15 protein-coding genes and 1 pseudogene are annotated in these 17286 nt (G+C 68.2%); 14 read left to right on the forward strand and 2 right to left on the reverse strand.

Translation table 11 applies throughout. The features are described from left to right. The first annotated feature begins 69 nt into the window (after positions 1 to 69). The 4 genes from ACFXIV_RS21075 (at position 70) to ahcY (ending at position 5195) form a co-directional block, all read left to right on the forward strand. A complete protein-coding gene (locus tag ACFXIV_RS21075) occupies positions 70 to 1626 on the forward strand; it encodes an ATP-binding protein (RefSeq protein ID WP_379394228.1) in 1557 nt (518 codons plus the stop codon). Then, positions 1623 to 2336: a response regulator gene (locus ACFXIV_RS21080; protein ID WP_354833936.1), complete on the forward strand. Its 714-nt coding sequence runs from the start codon at positions 1623 to 1625 to the stop codon at positions 2334 to 2336. Before ACFXIV_RS21075 ends, ACFXIV_RS21080 begins: the two co-directional genes overlap by 4 nt. Before the next feature lie 192 nt (positions 2337 to 2528). Further along, complete coding sequence (locus tag ACFXIV_RS21085) at positions 2529 to 3686, forward strand: alkane 1-monooxygenase (RefSeq protein ID WP_379394230.1); 1158 nt, start codon at positions 2529 to 2531, stop codon at positions 3684 to 3686. Positions 3687 to 3719: 33 nt separating this feature from the next. Further along, on the forward strand, positions 3720 to 5195 hold the full coding sequence (gene ahcY / locus ACFXIV_RS21090; protein ID WP_379394232.1) for an adenosylhomocysteinase: 1476 nt from the start codon (positions 3720 to 3722) through the stop codon (positions 5193 to 5195). A gap of 83 nt (positions 5196 to 5278) precedes the next feature. Here ahcY and ACFXIV_RS21095 read toward each other — a convergent pair whose 3' ends face one another. Further along, positions 5279 to 5575 (reverse strand): hypothetical protein, encoded by a 297-nt coding sequence (locus ACFXIV_RS21095; RefSeq protein WP_379394234.1) that lies wholly within the window; start codon positions 5573 to 5575, stop codon positions 5279 to 5281. 80 nt (positions 5576 to 5655) lie between these two features. After that, on the reverse strand, positions 5656 to 6726 hold the full coding sequence (locus ACFXIV_RS21100; protein ID WP_379421305.1) for a glycerophosphodiester phosphodiesterase: 1071 nt from the start codon (positions 6724 to 6726) through the stop codon (positions 5656 to 5658). A gap of 117 nt (positions 6727 to 6843) precedes the next feature. Here ACFXIV_RS21100 and ACFXIV_RS21105 point away from each other — a divergent pair, with 117 nt between their 5' ends. The 10 genes and pseudogenes from ACFXIV_RS21105 to ACFXIV_RS21150 all read left to right on the forward strand — a co-directional run bounded on the left by ACFXIV_RS21105 (position 6844) and on the right by ACFXIV_RS21150 (position 17237). Then, entirely contained in the window at positions 6844 to 7491 is a 648-nt protein-coding gene (locus ACFXIV_RS21105) for a dTMP kinase (RefSeq protein ID WP_379394237.1), read from the forward strand. 78 nt (positions 7492 to 7569) lie between these two features. Then, the gene (gene mtrA / locus ACFXIV_RS21110; protein WP_033090495.1) at positions 7570 to 8247 is read left to right on the forward strand and encodes an MtrAB system response regulator MtrA; all 678 of its coding nucleotides are present in this window, start codon (positions 7570 to 7572) and stop codon (positions 8245 to 8247) included. After that, positions 8244 to 9911, forward strand: a pseudogene (gene mtrB, locus ACFXIV_RS21115) (MtrAB system histidine kinase MtrB); the annotation flags it as partial. The gene mtrA and the pseudogene mtrB, both read left to right, overlap by 4 nt. A gap of 407 nt (positions 9912 to 10318) precedes the next feature. After that, positions 10319 to 12118, forward strand: a complete 1800-nt coding sequence (gene lpqB, locus ACFXIV_RS21120) for an MtrAB system accessory lipoprotein LpqB (RefSeq protein WP_379394239.1) — start codon at positions 10319 to 10321, stop codon at positions 12116 to 12118. Between the two features lie 16 nt (positions 12119 to 12134). Next, positions 12135 to 12779, forward strand: coding sequence for a ComF family protein (locus ACFXIV_RS21125; RefSeq protein WP_379394241.1), 645 nt, complete (start codon positions 12135 to 12137; stop codon positions 12777 to 12779). Positions 12780 to 12962: 183 nt separating this feature from the next. Next, entirely contained in the window at positions 12963 to 13679 is a 717-nt protein-coding gene (gene hpf, locus ACFXIV_RS21130) for a ribosome hibernation-promoting factor, HPF/YfiA family (protein ID WP_379379580.1), read from the forward strand. A 112-nt stretch (positions 13680 to 13791) separates the two neighbouring features. Then, positions 13792 to 15084 (forward strand): acetyl-CoA C-acyltransferase, encoded by a 1293-nt coding sequence (locus ACFXIV_RS21135; protein WP_379394243.1) that lies wholly within the window; start codon positions 13792 to 13794, stop codon positions 15082 to 15084. Between the two features lie 389 nt (positions 15085 to 15473). Next, a complete protein-coding gene (locus ACFXIV_RS21140) occupies positions 15474 to 15926 on the forward strand; it encodes a hypothetical protein (protein ID WP_379394245.1) in 453 nt (150 codons plus the stop codon). 292 nt (positions 15927 to 16218) lie between these two features. Next, entirely contained in the window at positions 16219 to 16941 is a 723-nt protein-coding gene (locus tag ACFXIV_RS21145) for a hypothetical protein (RefSeq protein ID WP_379394247.1), read from the forward strand. Further along, positions 16920 to 17237 carry a YciI family protein gene (locus ACFXIV_RS21150; protein WP_379394249.1) on the forward strand — a complete coding sequence of 106 codons (318 nt, stop codon included), beginning with the start codon at positions 16920 to 16922 and terminating at the stop codon, positions 17235 to 17237. Before ACFXIV_RS21145 ends, ACFXIV_RS21150 begins: the two co-directional genes overlap by 22 nt. Positions 17238 to 17286: the final 49 nt, after the last annotated feature.

Genomic DNA, 17286 nt, shown 5'->3' on the forward strand with positions numbered 1-17286 from the left:
AATCATGATCCGGCGAGTGACGCGGGTCACTGTTTCGTAAATTATGTTCATGAAGTACCCGGAGGAATCGTGAGACGTCGAAGAACCCGGGCCCGCCGTACGCTGGCCGGGCAGGTGTTCGTGGTGCAGGTGCTGGTACTGGCGGTGGTGATCAGCGCCGCGTCGATGCTGGCGTTCCTGCAGACCCGCCGGGTGCAGGACGACGCCACCCGTGCGGAGGTCATCGATACCTCGATCGCGGTGGCGCAGTCGCCCTCGACGCTGGCCGGGGTGCAGAGCCCGAATCCGACCGCCGCACTGCAGCCGGTGACCGAGGCCATCCGCAAGGCGACGGGTATGGACTTCATCGTGGTGATGGCCCCGGATCGGACCCGCTACACCCACACCGAGACCGACCGGATCGGGAAACCCTTCAGCGGCAACATCGATCGCGCCCTGGCCGGGGAGACCTTCACCGAGACCTTCACCGGCACGCTGGGCCCGTCGATTCGCGCGGTCACCCCGGTGCGCGATGCCGACGGCCGCATCGTCGCGCTGGTGTCGGCGGGCGTCACCCGCACCCACATCGGCGAACAGGTGCGCGCCCAGCTGCCGCTCATCCTGGCCGCCGCGGCGGGCGGCCTGGCGCTGGCCATGATGAGTTCGCTGTTGCTGCGGCGCAGGCTGTTACGGCAGACGCACGGCCTCGGGCCCGCCGAACTGCGGGCCATGTACGAGCATCACGACGCGGTGCTGCACTCCATCCACGAGGGGCTGCTGGTGTTCGACAGATCCGATGAGCGCGCCGAGGTGGTCAACGATCAGGCGCGGCTGCTGCTCGATCTGCCGGACGGGCCGATCACGCGCGCGGATCTGCCGGTGTCGCTGCAGCGCTTGGGAACCGGCGTGGTCCGTGACGAGATGCACGTGACCCCGGACCGGGTGCTGGTCGTCAACCAGGACGTGGTCGAGCACGCCGGCCGCCGCATCGGCACGGTACTCACCCTGCGCGACCACACCGAATTGCGGGATGTGCTGGGCGAATTGGATTCGGTGCGCGGCTTCGCCGAATCGCTGCGCGCTCAGGCGCACGAGGCCGCCAACCGGCTGCACACCGTGGTCACCATGGTGGAGCTGGGCCGCCCGCGAGAAGCGGTGAACTTCGCGACCGCGGAACTCGAACTGTCCCAGGCCCTCATCGACCGGCTCACCGGCGCGGTGGCCGAACCCGCGGTGGTGGCGCTGCTGCTGGGCAAGGTGGAGCAGGCCGCCGAGAACGGGGTGGAGCTGACCGTCACCGGCGACACGCTGCTCGACACCACCGACCCGCTGACGCCGCACGAGATGGTCACACTGCTGGGCAATCTCATCGACAACGCCCTGGACGCGGTCGGGCACGACGAGGACGCGTGGGTGGAGGTGACGGTCCGGCGGGACGAGCCGGAGCTGTACGTCCGGGTGGCCGACAGCGGCCCGGGCATGTCGGAGGAGTTGTTCACCCGTGCCACCGAACGCGGCTATTCCACCAAGACCGACCACCACGGGCTGGGCCTGGCGTTGGTACGCCGGTTGGTCGCCAGGCACGCCGGCGAGCTGCGGGCGCGGCGGGAACCGGAATCCGCAGTGATCGTGAGGTTTCCGCTATGAACGCCGCGCCGGCATCGGCGATCCGCGTGCTGATTGTCGAGGACGAGCCGAAAATCGCTGCGGCACATCGCTCTTACGTGGAGCGGGTGCCGGGTTTCACGGTGGTCGCGGTGGCGCACACCGGTCGCGACGCCATCTCGATCGCGAAAAGGTCACAATCTTCCGGCGTCCCCATTGATCTGGTGTTGATGGATATCGGGTTGCCGGATATGAGCGGGCTCGCCGTCGCCGCGGCGCTGGCGGGACTGCGGCCGCGGCCGGACGTCATCGCCGTCACCTCGGCGCGGGATCTGGCCATGGTGCGGTCGGCCGTGTCGCACGGCGTGGTGCTGTATCTGCTGAAGCCCTTCACCTTTGCGGCCTTCCGCGAGAAGCTCGACCGCTACGTCGAATACCGGGCGGCGCTGCCGGCCGGGGAGACGGCAGTGTCGCAGCAGGACATCGATCGCGCCTTCGGTGTGCTGCGCACTCCGGATCAGCGACCCACCTCGCCGAAAGGCATTGCGCCGCAGACGATGGACGAGGTGTCGCGGGCGGTGCGGGCCGCGCCGGACGGGCTGTCCGCGGGCGAGGCGGGGCGCGCGGTGGGGGTGTCCCGGGTGACGGCGTGGCGGTATCTGGAGCGGATGGCCGAAGACGGCGTGGTGGAACGGCGCACCGACTACGGTCGGACCGGGCGCCCGCAGGTTCGATATGTGTGGTTTCGCTGAGCCCGGTTTCGCTCCCGGTTTGCGCTCGAGGCCCGGTGTCGGGAACCACGCGGTCGGTTGCGGCGGAACCGACTGCTCATGATGTAACGGTGGCCACCTTTCGGTCCGGCCGGGTGCTGTAACAGAGACTAGGTTTCAAGATATGTAGCTGCGAAGTTCTTCGAGGTATTGATTAGCGGGGCAAACGTGCAAATGGTCGGCAAACGGTTGGGTTCGCCGGATCCGAAACGACACCTGTGGGTGCTGGGGTTGATCGCGCCCGGGTGTGCGTTACTGCCCTCGCAGCTGGTGTTGCACACCAAGCTGGAGGTGTTCTGGTGGATCGGACCGATCATCATTCTGATCGCGATTCCCTTCCTGGACTGGGTCGTCGGGGAAGACGGCACCAATCCGCGCGACGAGGATTACGAATTACTCTCCAATGACCGGTACTACCGGTGGTGCACCTATATGTTCCTGCCGATCCAGGTGGTCGGCCTGATCATCGCCGCCTACATGTGGGCCGGCGACGCTCTGTCCGTCGTCGACAAGCTCGGGCTGGCGGCGACTCTCGGGTTCGTCAGCGGCATCGGCATCAACGCCGCCCACGAGCTCGGCCACCGGGTCGAGCGATTGGAGCGCTGGCTGTCGAAAATGGCGCTGGCGCAGTCGGCCTACGGGCACTTCTTCGTCGAGCACAACAAGGGCCACCACGCCCGGGTCGCGACGCCCGACGATCCGGCCAGTGCCCGCATGGGTGAGTCGCTGTGGGAGTTCCTGCCCCGCAGCGTGATCGGTGGCTTCCGGTCGGCAATCCACCTCGAAGGTGAGCGCCTGCGCCGTAAAGGACACCGCTGGTTCAGTATCCACAACCACATCCTGCAGGCCTGGGCTATGACCGTCGTGCTGTTCGGCGGGTTGCTCGCGGTCTACGGCTGGCGGGTGCTGCCGTATCTGCTGCTGCAGGCGGTGATCGGCGCGGGCCTGCTCGAAACCGTCAACTACGTCGAGCATTACGGCCTGCTGCGACGCAAGCGGCCCAATGGCAACTGGGCCCGCTGCTCGCCGAGCGACAGCTGGAACAGCGACCGGCTGGTCACCAATATCTTCATGTTCCACCTGCAGCGGCACAGCGACCACCATGCCAATCCGGGGCGGCGGTACCAGACACTGCGCACCTCCGAGGAGGCGCCGCAGCTTCCAGCGGGGTACGCCACCATGATCCTGCTGGCATTGGTCCCGTCGCTGTGGCGCCACGTCATGGATCCGCGCCTGCTCGCCCACTACGCGGGCGACGTGAGCCGGGCCAATATCCAACCCCGTAAGCGGGAGCGCATCCTCGCCGAGTACGAGTACCAAGCCGCCGCGTAGGGTTTGGGGGAAGCAGCCGACCAGGAGAGGCAGATGACGACCGCAGTGTCCAGCAAGATGACGCCTGACGTCCGCAATGGGATCGACTACAAGGTGGCGGACCTGTCACTGGCCGAGTTCGGCCGCAAAGAGATTCGCCTGGCCGAGCACGAGATGCCGGGCCTGATGGCGCTGCGTCGTGAGTACCACGACGTGCAGCCGCTGCAGGGCGCCCGCATCTCCGGCTCGCTGCACATGACCGTGCAGACCGCGGTGCTGATCGAGACCCTGGTCGCCCTCGGCGCCGAGGTCCGCTGGGCCTCCTGCAACATCTTCTCCACCCAGGACCACGCGGCCGCCGCGGTCGTGGTCGGCCCGCACGGCACCGTCGACGAGCCCAAGGGCACTCCCGTTTTCGCCTGGAAGGGCGAGACCCTGGAGGAGTATTGGTGGGCCGCCGATCAGATGCTGACCTGGCCCGGCGAGCCCGCCAACATGATCCTCGACGACGGTGGTGACGCCACCATGCTCGTGCTGCGCGGCGCGCAGTTCGAGAAGGCCGGCGTGGTTCCGCCTGAGGACGACACCCACTCCGCCGAATACAAGGTGTTCCTGAACCTGCTGCGCGCCACCCTCGAGACCGACAAGGGCAAGTGGGGCAAGATCGCCGAGAGCGTGCAGGGTGTCACCGAGGAGACCACCACCGGTGTGCTGCGGCTGTACCAGTTCGCGGCCGCGGGTGAGCTGGTGTTCCCGGCGATCAATGTCAACGACTCGGTCACCAAGTCGAAGTTCGACAACAAGTACGGCACCCGCCACTCCCTCATCGACGGCATCAACCGCGGTACCGACGTGCTGATCGGCGGCAAGAAGGTCCTGATCTGCGGCTACGGCGATGTCGGCAAGGGCTGCGCGGAGTCGATGGCCGGGCAGGGCGCGCGCGTGCAGGTCACCGAGATCGACCCGATCAACGCACTGCAGGCGCTGATGGACGGCTTCGACGTCGTCACCGTGGAACAGGCCATCGGTGAGGCCGACATCGTCATCACCTCCACGGGCAACAAGGACATCATCCTGCTCGACCACATGAAGGCGATGAAGGACCAGGCCATCCTGGGCAATATCGGCCACTTCGACAACGAGATCGACATGGCCGCCCTGGAGCGTTCGGGCGCGGACCGGCTCAACATCAAGCCCCAGGTCGACCTGTGGACGTTCAAGGAGTCCGGCAAGTCGATCATCGTGCTCTCCGAGGGCCGCCTGCTGAACCTGGGCAACGCGACCGGGCACCCGTCGTTCGTGATGTCGAACAGCTTCTCCAACCAGGTCATCGCGCAGATCGAGCTGTGGACCAAGCCCGACGAGTACGACAACGAGGTCTACCGCCTGCCCAAGCACCTCGACGAGAAGGTCGCCCGCATCCACGTGGAGGCGCTGGGTGGCACGCTGACCAAGCTCACCAAGGACCAGGCCGAATACATCGGCGTGGACGTGGAGGGCCCGTACAAGCCGGACCACTACCGCTACTGAGCGGAAACCGCCTGTAGCGCATGAAGATTCGGCCGGTCACCCGAGAGGGTGACCGGCCGAATCTCGTTGGCGCCGTGCGTCCGCTACTTGAGGCAGATGTCGATCAGGGGGACCCACTTGCCGCCCTGGATGGTGCAGATGGCGGCGCTGAGGAGTTCATTGGCGCTGGAGCCGGTGCCGGCGACATTGCTGGAGCCGGAGTTGCTCGACAGGGAGGACGCCGAGCCGGAGTCGGCCACGGGGGCGGCCTGATCGGCGGTGGCGGGTTCGAGGGTGACGGGGGCGGCGGTGGCGGTACCGGCCGCGGAAAGAGCGGCGGCGGTGATCGCTACGGCGGCCAGGGCGGCACGCGGACCGTGGTGTGCGAGATGGGACTTCATCAGGGTTGCGCTCCTTGCAGGGGGAGTGTTGCCCGGGACCCTACAAGAGTTGAAGGGCGCACGTTTCGGATTTGCGTGGCTTATTTGCGGAAGGACCTCGGGAGGGGGTAGCCCTTCTCCTGCATGACGTCGCGCGCGCGGTTCGGATAGTCGGTGATCAGGCCGTCCACGCCCTGGTCGAGCGCCAGTCCGATGGTGGCCTTGTCGTTCACGGTCCAGGGGATCACCCGGATGCCGAAGCCGTGCGCTTCGCGGACGTACTCGGCGGTCGTGGTGAGCTTGAAGTACTTGTCGCCGACCTTCGCGTCGATGTTCCAGGGGTCGACGTAGGCGGGGGAGGAGATGTCCGCGCCCAGGGCCTTGATCGCGTCCAGCGGATCCCCGGCGTGTTCCTCGTATCGAATCGGGCCCAGCCACGGGCTGTTCGGTGCGAAGGTGGTCTCGTCGTACAGCGCGACCGTGGGGATGTTCGCGTTCTGGGCCTTCACCAGCGGCAGACTGCTCCAGTCGAAGCTCTGGATCTCGACCTTGCCGATGGCCCCGGCCTGTTCGACGGCGCCCAGAATGACGTCGACGAATTCCCTGGGGGTGGCGGACTGTTCGGGGTGGGCGGCCTCGATTTTGGTCTCCACGTTGTAGCGCACGGTGCCGAACGCGCCCGGGTGGCTCTTCACCAGATCGAACAGTTCCGGCAGCGTCGCGATCCTGTTGCCCGGAAGCTCCTGTGCCGCTGGGAATCCCGCGAGCTTCCTGCCGCAGTCGAGGGTGTGGACCTGGTCGTGGGTCAGGTCGTGGACCAGCTTGCCGACGTAGGGGAACCGCGGATCGCCGGGGAAGGCCGGGGCGGTGTCGGCGCACTTCTCGGCCTGGATGACCGGGTCGTGCCAGATGAGCGGCGTCTTGTCGGCGGTGAGCACGATGTCGAGTTCCAGGGTGGTGACGCCCAGTTCGATGGCCTTGGCGAAGCCGGGCAGCGACTCCTCGATGGTCATGCCGCGGCCGCCGCGGTGGGCCTGCAGATCGAAGGGGCGGAGTGGATCGGCCACGGCGACCGGGTTCGTGCCGCCGGAGTTGCTGCCGCAGGCCGCAGGCCCGATAGCAGCAATCGCTATCGCGAGGATCGCAAAAGCTCTATTGAGCTGCGTTGACATCACGTGTCCAGCAGTCATTGCCGGACTATAGCAATCAAATGGCTACAAAAATCTGGGCCTTTCGAACAAACGGGATCCCGCCGGGGCGGACCGCGGCCGATTCGGTACTCTCGCGGCATGGGTGCACTGGTTCCGGTGGAAGGGCTCGACGGCGCGGGCAAACGCACGCTCACCGACGCCGTTGTCACCGTCCTGCGCGCCCGCGGGCTGCGGGTCGCCACCCTGGCCTTCCCGCGCTACGGCGTCTCCGTGCATGCCGACCTCGCCGCCGAGGCGCTGCGCGGCGGTCATGGAGATACCGCTCGGTCTGTGAATGCCATGGCGCTGCTGTTCGCGCTCGACCGCGCCGACGCGCGCGACGAGCTCTCGAAACTGCTGGCGGACAACGACATCGTGCTACTGGACCGCTATGTCGCCTCCAATGCCGCGTACTCCGCGGCCCGCCTGGAACAGGACGCGCACGGCGAAATCGTGGCCTGGATCGAGGAATTGGAGTTCGAGCGCTTCGGATTGCCCGCCCCGGATGTCCAGATTCTGCTGGATGTTCCGGTCGATGTGGCCGAGGAACGCGCGCGCCTGCGCGGCGAAGCCGATGCCGCACGGGCTTTGGACGCTTACGAGAAAGACGGGGGACTGCAGCGTCGCACCGGTACTGTCTACCGTGAGCTGGCCGAAATCAACTGGCACGGGCCGTGGTGGGTGCATCGGACCGGTGACGATCCGGCAACACTGGCCGCGCGCCTCGCGGAAATTATTGCTGGATAGGGTTGGATGTGCGCCGACAGGTCACGAGTGTTGGCGTGGCGGCCGAATCAGAGCCGGAGAGGTGACAAACTAGACGTTATGAAGCCGAAGATTCTGGTCGTCGACGACGATATGGCTCTCGCGGAGATGCTCACGATCGTCTTGCGGGGTGAGGGTTTCGACCCCCACGTCGTCGGAGACGGCACGCAGGCGCTGACCGCGGTCCGGGAGCTGCGTCCGGATCTCGTGTTGCTGGATCTCATGCTGCCCGGCATGAACGGCATCGACGTGTGCCGGGTGCTGCGAGCCGATTCGGGAGTGCCCATCGTGATGCTGACGGCGAAGACCGACACGGTCGACGTCGTCCTGGGTTTGGAAAGTGGCGCGGACGACTACATCGTCAAGCCGTTCAAGCCGAAAGAACTCGTGGCCCGGGTGCGGGCCCGCCTGCGCCGCACCGAGGAGGAGCCGCAGGAGCTGCTGTCCATCGCCGACATCGTCATCGATGTGCCCGCGCACAAGGTGACTCGCGGCGGGGCGCAGATCTCGCTGACTCCACTGGAGTTCGATCTGCTGGTGGCGCTGGCCCGCAAGCCGCGCCAGGTGTTCACCCGTGAGGTGCTGCTGGAACAGGTCTGGGGCTATCGGCACGCCGCCGACACCCGCCTGGTCAACGTGCACGTCCAGCGGTTGCGCGCCAAGGTGGAGAAGGATCCGGAGAACCCCGAGATCGTGCTGACCGTCCGAGGTGTGGGCTACAAGGCCGGACCGCCGTGATCGCTGGCTCCAGAAACCGCGTTCAGCGGTGGCTGGCGGTAGCGGTGGCCTGGTTCCGCAATCTGGGCGAGCAACTGGGCCACGTCTGGCGGCGTTCGCTGCAGTTGCGTGTTGTCGTGTCCACGCTCACCCTGTCGCTGATCGTCATCACGATTCTGGGCGTCGTGCTCACGAGTCAGATCACCGACCGGTTGTTGGACGCGAAGATCAACGCGGCCGTCGAGGAAATGGGCCGCGCCCGCAACACCGTTCAGAATCAACTGACCGGTGTGCACGATTCGGGTACTCAGCAGAGTCGCCTGGACGACGCCCGCCGCGCGCTGTTCAGCAGCGCCGGCGGGACCCAGACCGGCGGCGCCGCAGGCAGTTACGAGGCGGCCCTGGCCATGACGGGCGGCAGCGGGCAGGAGATCACCTCGGGCGCCATCCAGGAGATCCCCGCCGAGCTACGCCAATTCGTCAAGCAGCGGCAGGTCTCCTATCAGTTCGCCACGGTCTCCAGCCCGGACGGGTACAAGGGCTCGGCGCTGATCATCGGCAGCCCCTCGGCCGATATCGACTCGCTGGAGATCTATCTGATCTTCCCGCTCACCAATGAGCAACGAAGTCTGTCGCTCATGCGCGGGACCATGCTCATCGGTGGCATCGTGCTGCTGGTGCTGCTGGCCGCCATCACGGCGCTGGTGACGCGACAGGTGGTGCTGCCCATCAGATCCGCGGCGCGGATCGCGAGTCGGTTCGCCGACGGACGGCTCAAGGAGCGCATGCTGGTGCGCGGTGAGGACGACATGGCGCGGCTCGCCATGTCGTTCAACGAGATGGCCGAGAGCCTGTCCAACCAGATCACCCAACTCGAGGAATTCGGAAATCTGCAGCGCCGCTTCACCTCCGACGTCAGCCACGAACTGCGCACGCCGTTGACCACGGTGCGCATGGCGGCCGACCTCATCCACGGATCCAGCGACGACCTGGACCCGGCGCTGGCGCGCTCGGCCGAACTGCTCGTCAACGAACTCGACCGCTTCGAGGGACTGCTCAACGACCTGCTCGAGATCAGCCGCCACGACGCGGGCGTGGCCGAGCTGCAGGTGGAATCGCTGGACGTGCGCATGTGCGCGCGGGCCGCGGTCTCCACGGTGCGGCACCTGGCCAAGGAGTCCGGCGTCGAACTGGTGGTGGACATGCCCGAGGAACCGCTGGTGGCCGAGGTGGATCCGCGCCGCGTCGAACGCGTGCTGCGCAACCTGCTCGCCAATGCCATCGACCACAGCGAGGGCAAGCCCGTGCTCATGCGCATGCGCGGCGACGCGGACGCCAATGCCGTCGCCATCGTGGTGCGCGACCAGGGCGTGGGCCTGCGGCCGGGCGAGGAGAAGCTGGTGTTCAACCGCTTCTGGCGCTCGGACCCCTCACGCATGCGCCGCTCCGGCGGCACCGGCCTCGGCCTGTCCATCAGCGTCGAGGACGCCAACCTGCACGAGGGCAAGCTCGAGGCGTGGGGCGAGATCGGTGTGGGCGCGAGCTTCCGGCTCACCCTGCCACTGGTCCGCGGCCGCAAAGTCGGCACCAGCCCACTCTCGTTGGAGCCGCCCAAGATTCGCGGCGCGGTCTCACCCGAGCAGCTGGCCCTGGACATCGCGGGCTCGGACGCCGGCCCGGCGGCCATCGCCTCCGTCGCGGCGGTGCTCGAATCCGGGCCCGGCGCAGTGGAACCGGGCACCACGGGCCCGGACGACCTCGGGGCCGAACCCGGCCCCGAAACGCCGACCGGGGAAACCGGGGACGAGGAACCGGGATTCGAGGCCATCGCCCCGGAATTCCCCTCCACCACCGGGACTGGTGACGGAACCACCGCCGGGACCGAAAACGGCACTGCCGCTGGGTCCGAAAACGGCACCGCTGCTGGGCACGCAAACGGCACTGTCGGTGGGGCCGACAACGGCACCGCCGAGGCCACCGCCAATGGGGAAAACCATGCCGCCGACAATGATTCCGCCGGTTCCGGCGGAACCGGTTCCGGCCGTGACAACTCCGGCGGCTCGGTGTCGGCCGCCCAGGGGGACGGCCAATCATGAGGAGGCCGTCCGCGGGCCTGCGCCGGGCCCTGGTGGTGTTCGGCTGCCTGCTCAGTGTCAGCGCGTGCGCGAGCCTGCCGGACTCCTCGGCACCGCAGGCGTTGGGCAGCCTGGACCACCAGCCCACCAGCGCCTCGCCGCTGCCGCCCGTCGCCGGGCGGGAACCCGAGCAGCTGCTGCTGGACTTCATGGCCGCCACGGCCGATCCGTCCGACCGGCATCAGGCGGCCCGGCAGTTCCTCTCGCCCGCGGCGAATGCGCAGTGGGACGACGCGGCGTCCACCAGCATCGTGGACTCGCAGCCCAATACGCTGCGGGAGTCCCGCAACGGCGACTCCGCCACCTACGTGATCCGGGCGCGCAAGATCGCCGAGCTGGCGTCGGACGGCTCCTACCGGCCCGGTGACGGCACCCTGGAGACCAAGGTCGACATGGAGAAGATCGACGGCGAGTGGCGGATCAAGGATCTGCCGCCCGGCGTGATCGTCGAACAGGCCGCCTTCGCCAAGTCCTACCATCGCTATTCGCTGTTCTTCCCGAACCTGGCAGGGCAGGCCATGGTGCCCGACCTGCGCTGGATCTCCGCCCGTAAGGACCAGCTGGCGCAGCGGCTGCTCGGCCTGCTCGCCCAGGGACCCCAGTCCGCGCTCGCGCCCGCCGTGCGCAACCCCATGGGCGCGCCGGTCACGCTGCGCGGGCCGATCACCAGGGCCAATGGCGATGTCGACAATGTCGGCATCGGCGGCGGCGGGCTGAGCGTCGACTTCTCCGGCGCCACCACCCTCGACCCGCCCACCCGCGACGTGATGGCTGCCCAGATCGTGCTCACCCTCTCCGGCGCCGACGTGCTCGGCCCCTACCTGCTCAACGCCGACGGCAAGCCGCTCGACGACAAGTACGCCGGCGGCTGGCAGCGCGGCGACGTGGATGCCCGCAGCCCCGACACCATCGCCCGCAACCGGGCCGGCATGCACGCCGTGCGCGACGGGTCGCTGGTGGCGATCACCGACAACGGAATCACCGCTGCCCCGGGCTTCTTCGGCGCCACCCACACCCTGCAGTCGGTGGGACTGTCGCCGGACGGGCAGCTGGTCGCCGCGGTCGCCAAGTCCGGCCGCCCGGACCCCGAGCCCGAGCGCACGCTGATCATCGGAACCTATGACGGTCAGGGCTTCCCGGTCGCCACCGGCGGCACCTTCACCCGGCCCACCTGGCCCGCCGACGGCAGCTCGGCCTGGTCGGTGGTGGACGGCGACCGGGTGATCCGGGCCGTGCACGACCGCACCACCGGCAATGTCTCGGTGCAGGACGTCGACATCGCGGAACTGACCGCGGCGGCGGCCAATTCGACCTCGCCGCGCGCGCCCATCACCGAGCTGCGCATCTCGCCGTCCGGGGCGCGGGCGGCCCTCATCGCCAACGGCAAGGTGTATGTAGCGGTGGTGGTGCCGCAGCCGAACGGGAAGTTCTCGCTGTCCTCGCCGCTGCCGCTGGCCATCGGGCTGAGCACGCCCGCGGTGTCCATCGACTGGCTCAGCGACGAGAAGGTCGTGGTGGGCCGCGACGGCAATGTGGATCCGGTGGCCGGGGTGCTGGTGGACGGCTCCGAGTTCCGCGCCCAGACCTCCCAGAACCTCACCCCGCCGGTCCGCGTGCTGAGCGCCTCGCCGGACCAGGAGTACGTGGCCGACTCCCGCGCGGTGCTGGAGCTGACCCGCAATCCCGAAGGGCGCGAGGACTACTGGCGCGAAGTTCCGGGTCTGGGGGCCAACGCGGTTCCGGTGCTGCCCGGCTAGGCGCACACTGAGGGGCATGGGGGAACTGCTGGATCTGATCCTGCCGCGCGCCTGCGGTGGGTGCGGGCGGGCCGGGACGGGGTGGTGCGCGGACTGCGCCGCCGCGCTGTCGGGTCCGCCCATCCGGATCCGTCCGCGCGCCGATCCCGGGGTGCCGTGCTGGGCGCTGGCCGGCTACGCGGGCCCGCCGCGGCGGGCCGTGCTGGCGATCAAGGAGCAGTGCCGTCGGGACCTGGCGCGGCCGCTCGGCGCCGGATTGGCCAGGGGGCTGGATCATTTGCGGGACACCGCCCGCCCGCTGGTGCTGGTGCCGGCGCCCAGTCGCGGGTCCGCCGCCCGGCGGCGCGGGGGAGATCCGGTGGTGCGTGCCGCGAACGTCGCGGCGAGTTCGCTACCCGGTTGCCGGCTGGTCCGTCTGTTGCGCATGCGGCCAGGTGTGCGCGACTCGGTGGGCCTGGGACACCGCGATCGCCAGCACAATCTGCACGGGCGGATCATAGTAGCCACCACCCGCCCGCCGAGTGCCCTGTTTCCGGCAAATGCCGAGGTGGTGGTGATCGATGACGTTTTGACCACGGGTGTCACGGTGCGGGAATCGGTGCGTGCGCTGGCTGCTGCGAGAGTGGCGGTTCGTGCCGTGCTGGTTACTTGCGCGGCTTGATTCTCCGAAATTTGCGTGAACACTGGCGGACGGGTCGCTGGCGCACTAGGTTGGCGATCAGACACCCGAACCGCAAGTTTGGAGGTGGCGCCTCGGACATATGTGCCGAGCGAGTTCATCGATCGGCACACGTTTCAATCCCGCCGCACGAGCGGCTTGTGCGGCCAGATCCGGGAGGTACGCGTGACGACTACTTCACGACTCTCAGCGAAGAACGCAGACACCACGGTGCTGCTCGATGACGAGGTCATCTCAGACGATTCATCCACTCGGGCCACCATCGCGGATGTCGTGGTCAAGGGCAGGACCCTCGGTGAGGGCGGAGTGCCCGACCATTTCCGAATTCACGTGGCGGACAAGCTCTCTCGGCTCGAGCGGTTCGACCCCACCATCTACCTCTTCGACGTGGAACTCACCCACGAACGCAACCGTCGTCAACGCAAGAACTGCCAGCGGATAGAGATCACCGCCCGCGGCAAAGGCCCGGTCGTCCGCGCCGAAGCGCGCGCGGACAGCTTCTACGCGGCCCTGGAGTTCGCGGTCGAGAAGCTGGAGAGCCGGCTGCGCCGGCTCAAGGACCGCCGTCGCGTCCACCACGGGGACAAGACACCGATCTCGGTGTCGGAGGCGACCGCCGATCTCATCGACGAATCCCTGTTCTCCGCCAATGGATCCATCGCGCACGATCACGCGGCCGACGAGATGGACGAAGCCGCCGGCCCCGGCCATGTGGTGCGCACCAAGCAGCACTCCGCGATCCCCATGACGGTTGACGACGCCCTCTACCAGATGGAGCTGGTAGGCCACGATTTCTTCCTGTTCCAGGACAAGGAGACCGACCGACCGTCGGTCGTCTACCGCCGCCACGCCTTCGACTACGGGCTCATCAGGCTCGCGTAACCAGCGGCTGGGGAACATCCACCTTTCGACCGGGGTCACGAACAGGACCCCGGTCGCCTGTTGTGTCCGGGGGCCTCTTGCTGTTACGGCGTGTATCAGTTAAAACTGTGCCATGGCTACCAAGGGCGCTCGCCGTGCTGTCATCGTCGCCGGGGCTCGGACCCCGTTCGTGCGGGCATTCAGCGAATTCACGCGGATGGACTCCATCGACCTCGCCGATAGCGCTGTGCGCGGGCTGCTGGAACGGACCGGGCTGGCCAAGCAGGACGTCCAGGCCATCGTGTGGGGCGGGGTGATCCTGCCCAGCGGCGCGCCGAACATCGCGCGGGAGATCGCGCTCGATCTGGAACTGGACACGGGCTGCGAGGGCTACACCGTGACGCGCGCCTGTGCGTCCGGGCTGCAGGCGGTGGTGTCGGCGGCGGCCGCCATCGAACGCGGCGAGTACGACATCATGGTCGCCGGCGGCAGCGACTCCACCAGCAGTGCCGAGATCAAGCTGCCGCAGAAGCTGGTGCACGCCGCCGCGCCGCTGGCGCTGGGCAAGCCCAAGGCCAAGGACTACCTCACCGCCGCAACCCAATTGGCCCCGTTCTTCGACCTGATGCCGCGCCGGCCCCAGATCGCCGAGCGCACCACCGGCGAGGTCATGGGCGAGTCGGCCGAGAAAATGGCACGCATCCACGGCATTTCGCGCGGCGCACAGGACCACTTCGCCGCCACCTCGCATCACCGGGCCGCCGCGGCCATCGCCTCCGGCCGCTTCGACCGCGAGGTGGTGCCGGTCCACACGCCCGACGGGACCGCGGTGTCGCGGGACGGACTGGTGCGGCCGGACACCAGCCTGGCCAAACTCTCCAAGCTGGCACCGGTTTTCGCCGAGAACGGCACCGTCACCGCCGGCAATTCCAGCCCGCTCACCGACGGCGCCTCGGCGGTGCTGCTGATGAGCGAGGAGAAGGCGCGCGCGCTCGGCTACGAGCCCCTCGCCGCCTTCCGCTCCTGGAGCTTCGTCAGCGTCGACCCGCGCGACCAGGTGCTGATCGGCCCGGCCGTCTCCATGCCACGAGCCCTCGACCGGGCCGGAATGTCGCTCGCGGACATCGATTTCGTAGATATCCACGAGGCCTTCGCCGCCCAGACCCTGTCCGTGGTCTCGGCGCTGGCCAGCCACGAATGGGCCAAGACCCGCCTCGACCGCGACGCCGCGGTGGGCGAGATCGATCCGGCCAAGCTCAATGTGCACGGGGGCTCGGTCTCCCTCGGCCACCCCTTCGGCGCGACCGGCGCGCGCATGGTCACCACCATGGCCAACGAACTCGCCCTGACCGGCAAGTCCACCGCCCTGCTCGGCATCTGCGCCGCCGGCGGCATCGGGGCCTCGGCGGTACTGGAGCGGGTCTAGCCGACACGCATCTGTGCCAACGGTTTTCGGCGGCCGTCGCCCAGCCTGTTTCCGCCGGTCAGGAGGATCCGAACCGGCTCGATCGGCATCGGCAGGGACGCGCCCCGCGACCGCTTGACCGGCATCCCGATCGACTCCCTGAACCGCGCGGGTGGAGATTTCCGGGGCGGTGCGCTGGTCGGCGCGGTGTGGGCGGTGCCATCGGTGCCATCGGCGATTACCCGAATGCGCCGTCGCAGTGAGGATCGGCGCGAACACGACTTCGTGCAGGTGAGACCCCGGCCCGCGGATGCGGGCCGGGGTCTTTTGCGTGCTGCGCGGAAATGGTTGGTGGTGAGGTGATGTCGATTGGGTATTCCCGGGGTGACCGAGATGAGCGGAGGTAGGTCATGGTCGCGAGGACGATGATCAGCGCCGCGGCACTCGTGGTCGCGGCGGGCGGCTGTGGCGTGGGCAGCGCTGCGGTCGGCACGGGAAGCGCTGGGGCGCTGCCACTTCCGGTGACCGGGTCCGAGGGCGGGCAACCGGTGGCGGACCACGACCTGTATCTGCGGCTGCGCAATGCCGAACAGCACGCGGGGGAACGGCATCCCGTGTACGGGCTGGTGTATTCGGATGCGGCGGTGTGGACTCTGGCGTTCGTGAGCGGCGGGCCGACCGACTACTACACCATCGACGGCGCCCGGGTGGAGCTCGCCGCACCGACGGGCCGCACTGTGGTGCAGGGCGACGTGTTCACCGGGACCATCACGATCACCGGCAAGCGCGACTCCGGGGATCCGGTGGTGACCCTCGAGGATGTCGCGGTCATCGGCCATCGCCCGGCCGAGGCGCTGCGCTGACACACGGACGGACCGTGGCGGTGCGCGGGTATCCCGTCATCCGAGCAGCGACTCGCCGATCGCGGAAACGGGTCATCGCCGTCAGCCGCACCTATGGTGTGAGTCCGATCGACGGTTTGATCGCGGCCTGATTTCCGACCCGCGGGATGTACCGCGCGCCGCCGTGCCGAAGGCGGCCCGGCGGCCGGCCCCTGCGCGGAGCAGCGATACGAATACCAATCCAAGACAACACGATGCGAACGGCGCGGGCGTGGATTGCTGGACGAATCGCGCCCGGCCGCTGGAGGAGCGGATGGAGAGTGTCTTCGCGATCGCCCTCGCGATCACGGCCGCCGTAGCGTTGGCCCGGATCGCCCTGTGGTGTGACGCGCCGCGGACCCGCCCCATCACCGTGGTGCTGTCGCTGCTGGCGGTCGGCGCGATCTTCATCGAACCGCAGTGGCGTGACGGCGTCGATTCCGTCTTCGTCACCCGTGGTCTGGCGGGCCTCGTCTCGGATGTGGTGCTGCTGGTGGCGGTCTGCCTGCTGTGCGCGCACGTCGCGCGGGTGTGGGACAACGAGTGGCTCCACCGGGCGGCGCTGGTCATCGCGGTCGCCGGGGGTCTCGCGCTCGTCGTCGTCCACGCGATCGCCGAGCACGCGGGCGCGCGCCGCGGATACACCGGTCAATTGAGCGGTCCCGCAACGGTCTACGGGATCGTGCTGTCGGGCCTGCTGATCGCGGTGAACGTCGCTCCGCTGATCACGGTGGCGCTGGCGCGCCCGGTCACCCGCAGCCAATTCTGGTTCGCCGCTTCGGCTCTGGCCTGGATCGGGCTCGCGGGGCTGCGCGGTGCGGCGACCGCCGACCCGGATGGATTCGCGGACACGTTCTGGCAGCTACGGCTGCCGTTGGACACGCTCGTACTGCTGGCCGGGGCGGGTCTGGGGTTGTCGGATCTGCGGCGCAAGCAACGACCTGGCAACTGTCACCGCGAACGTATACTCGGCAAATGGCCGAGTGGATCTTTTTGATGCATCCGCCCCGCGACAATTTCATCGCCACCATGACCGCAGACGAAAGATCGGCATTCGCGGCGCACCGGGAATGGCTGGCGCGCCTGGACACCGCCGGTGTGCTGCTGGTGGCCGGGCCTACCCTGGGCAGTGTCAATACCGGCGTCGGGATCTTCACCGCCGATGACGAGGCCGCCGCGCGGCGCATCATCGCCGATGAGCCTGTCACCAGCGCAGGCTTCATGCATGGCGATCTGCGGCCGATCCAGCTCGGCTACCTCAACCCCCGCACCGAGAGCGAACCCGTCACCTGATCGTCGCGCCAGAAGGATGGCGTGCGCAGTCAGAAGTCCTTCCCTACCA

Origin of the sequence: Nocardia sp. NPDC059236 (assembly GCF_042754085.1) — a bacterium.
GTDB lineage: Bacteria > Actinomycetota > Actinomycetes > Mycobacteriales > Mycobacteriaceae > Nocardia.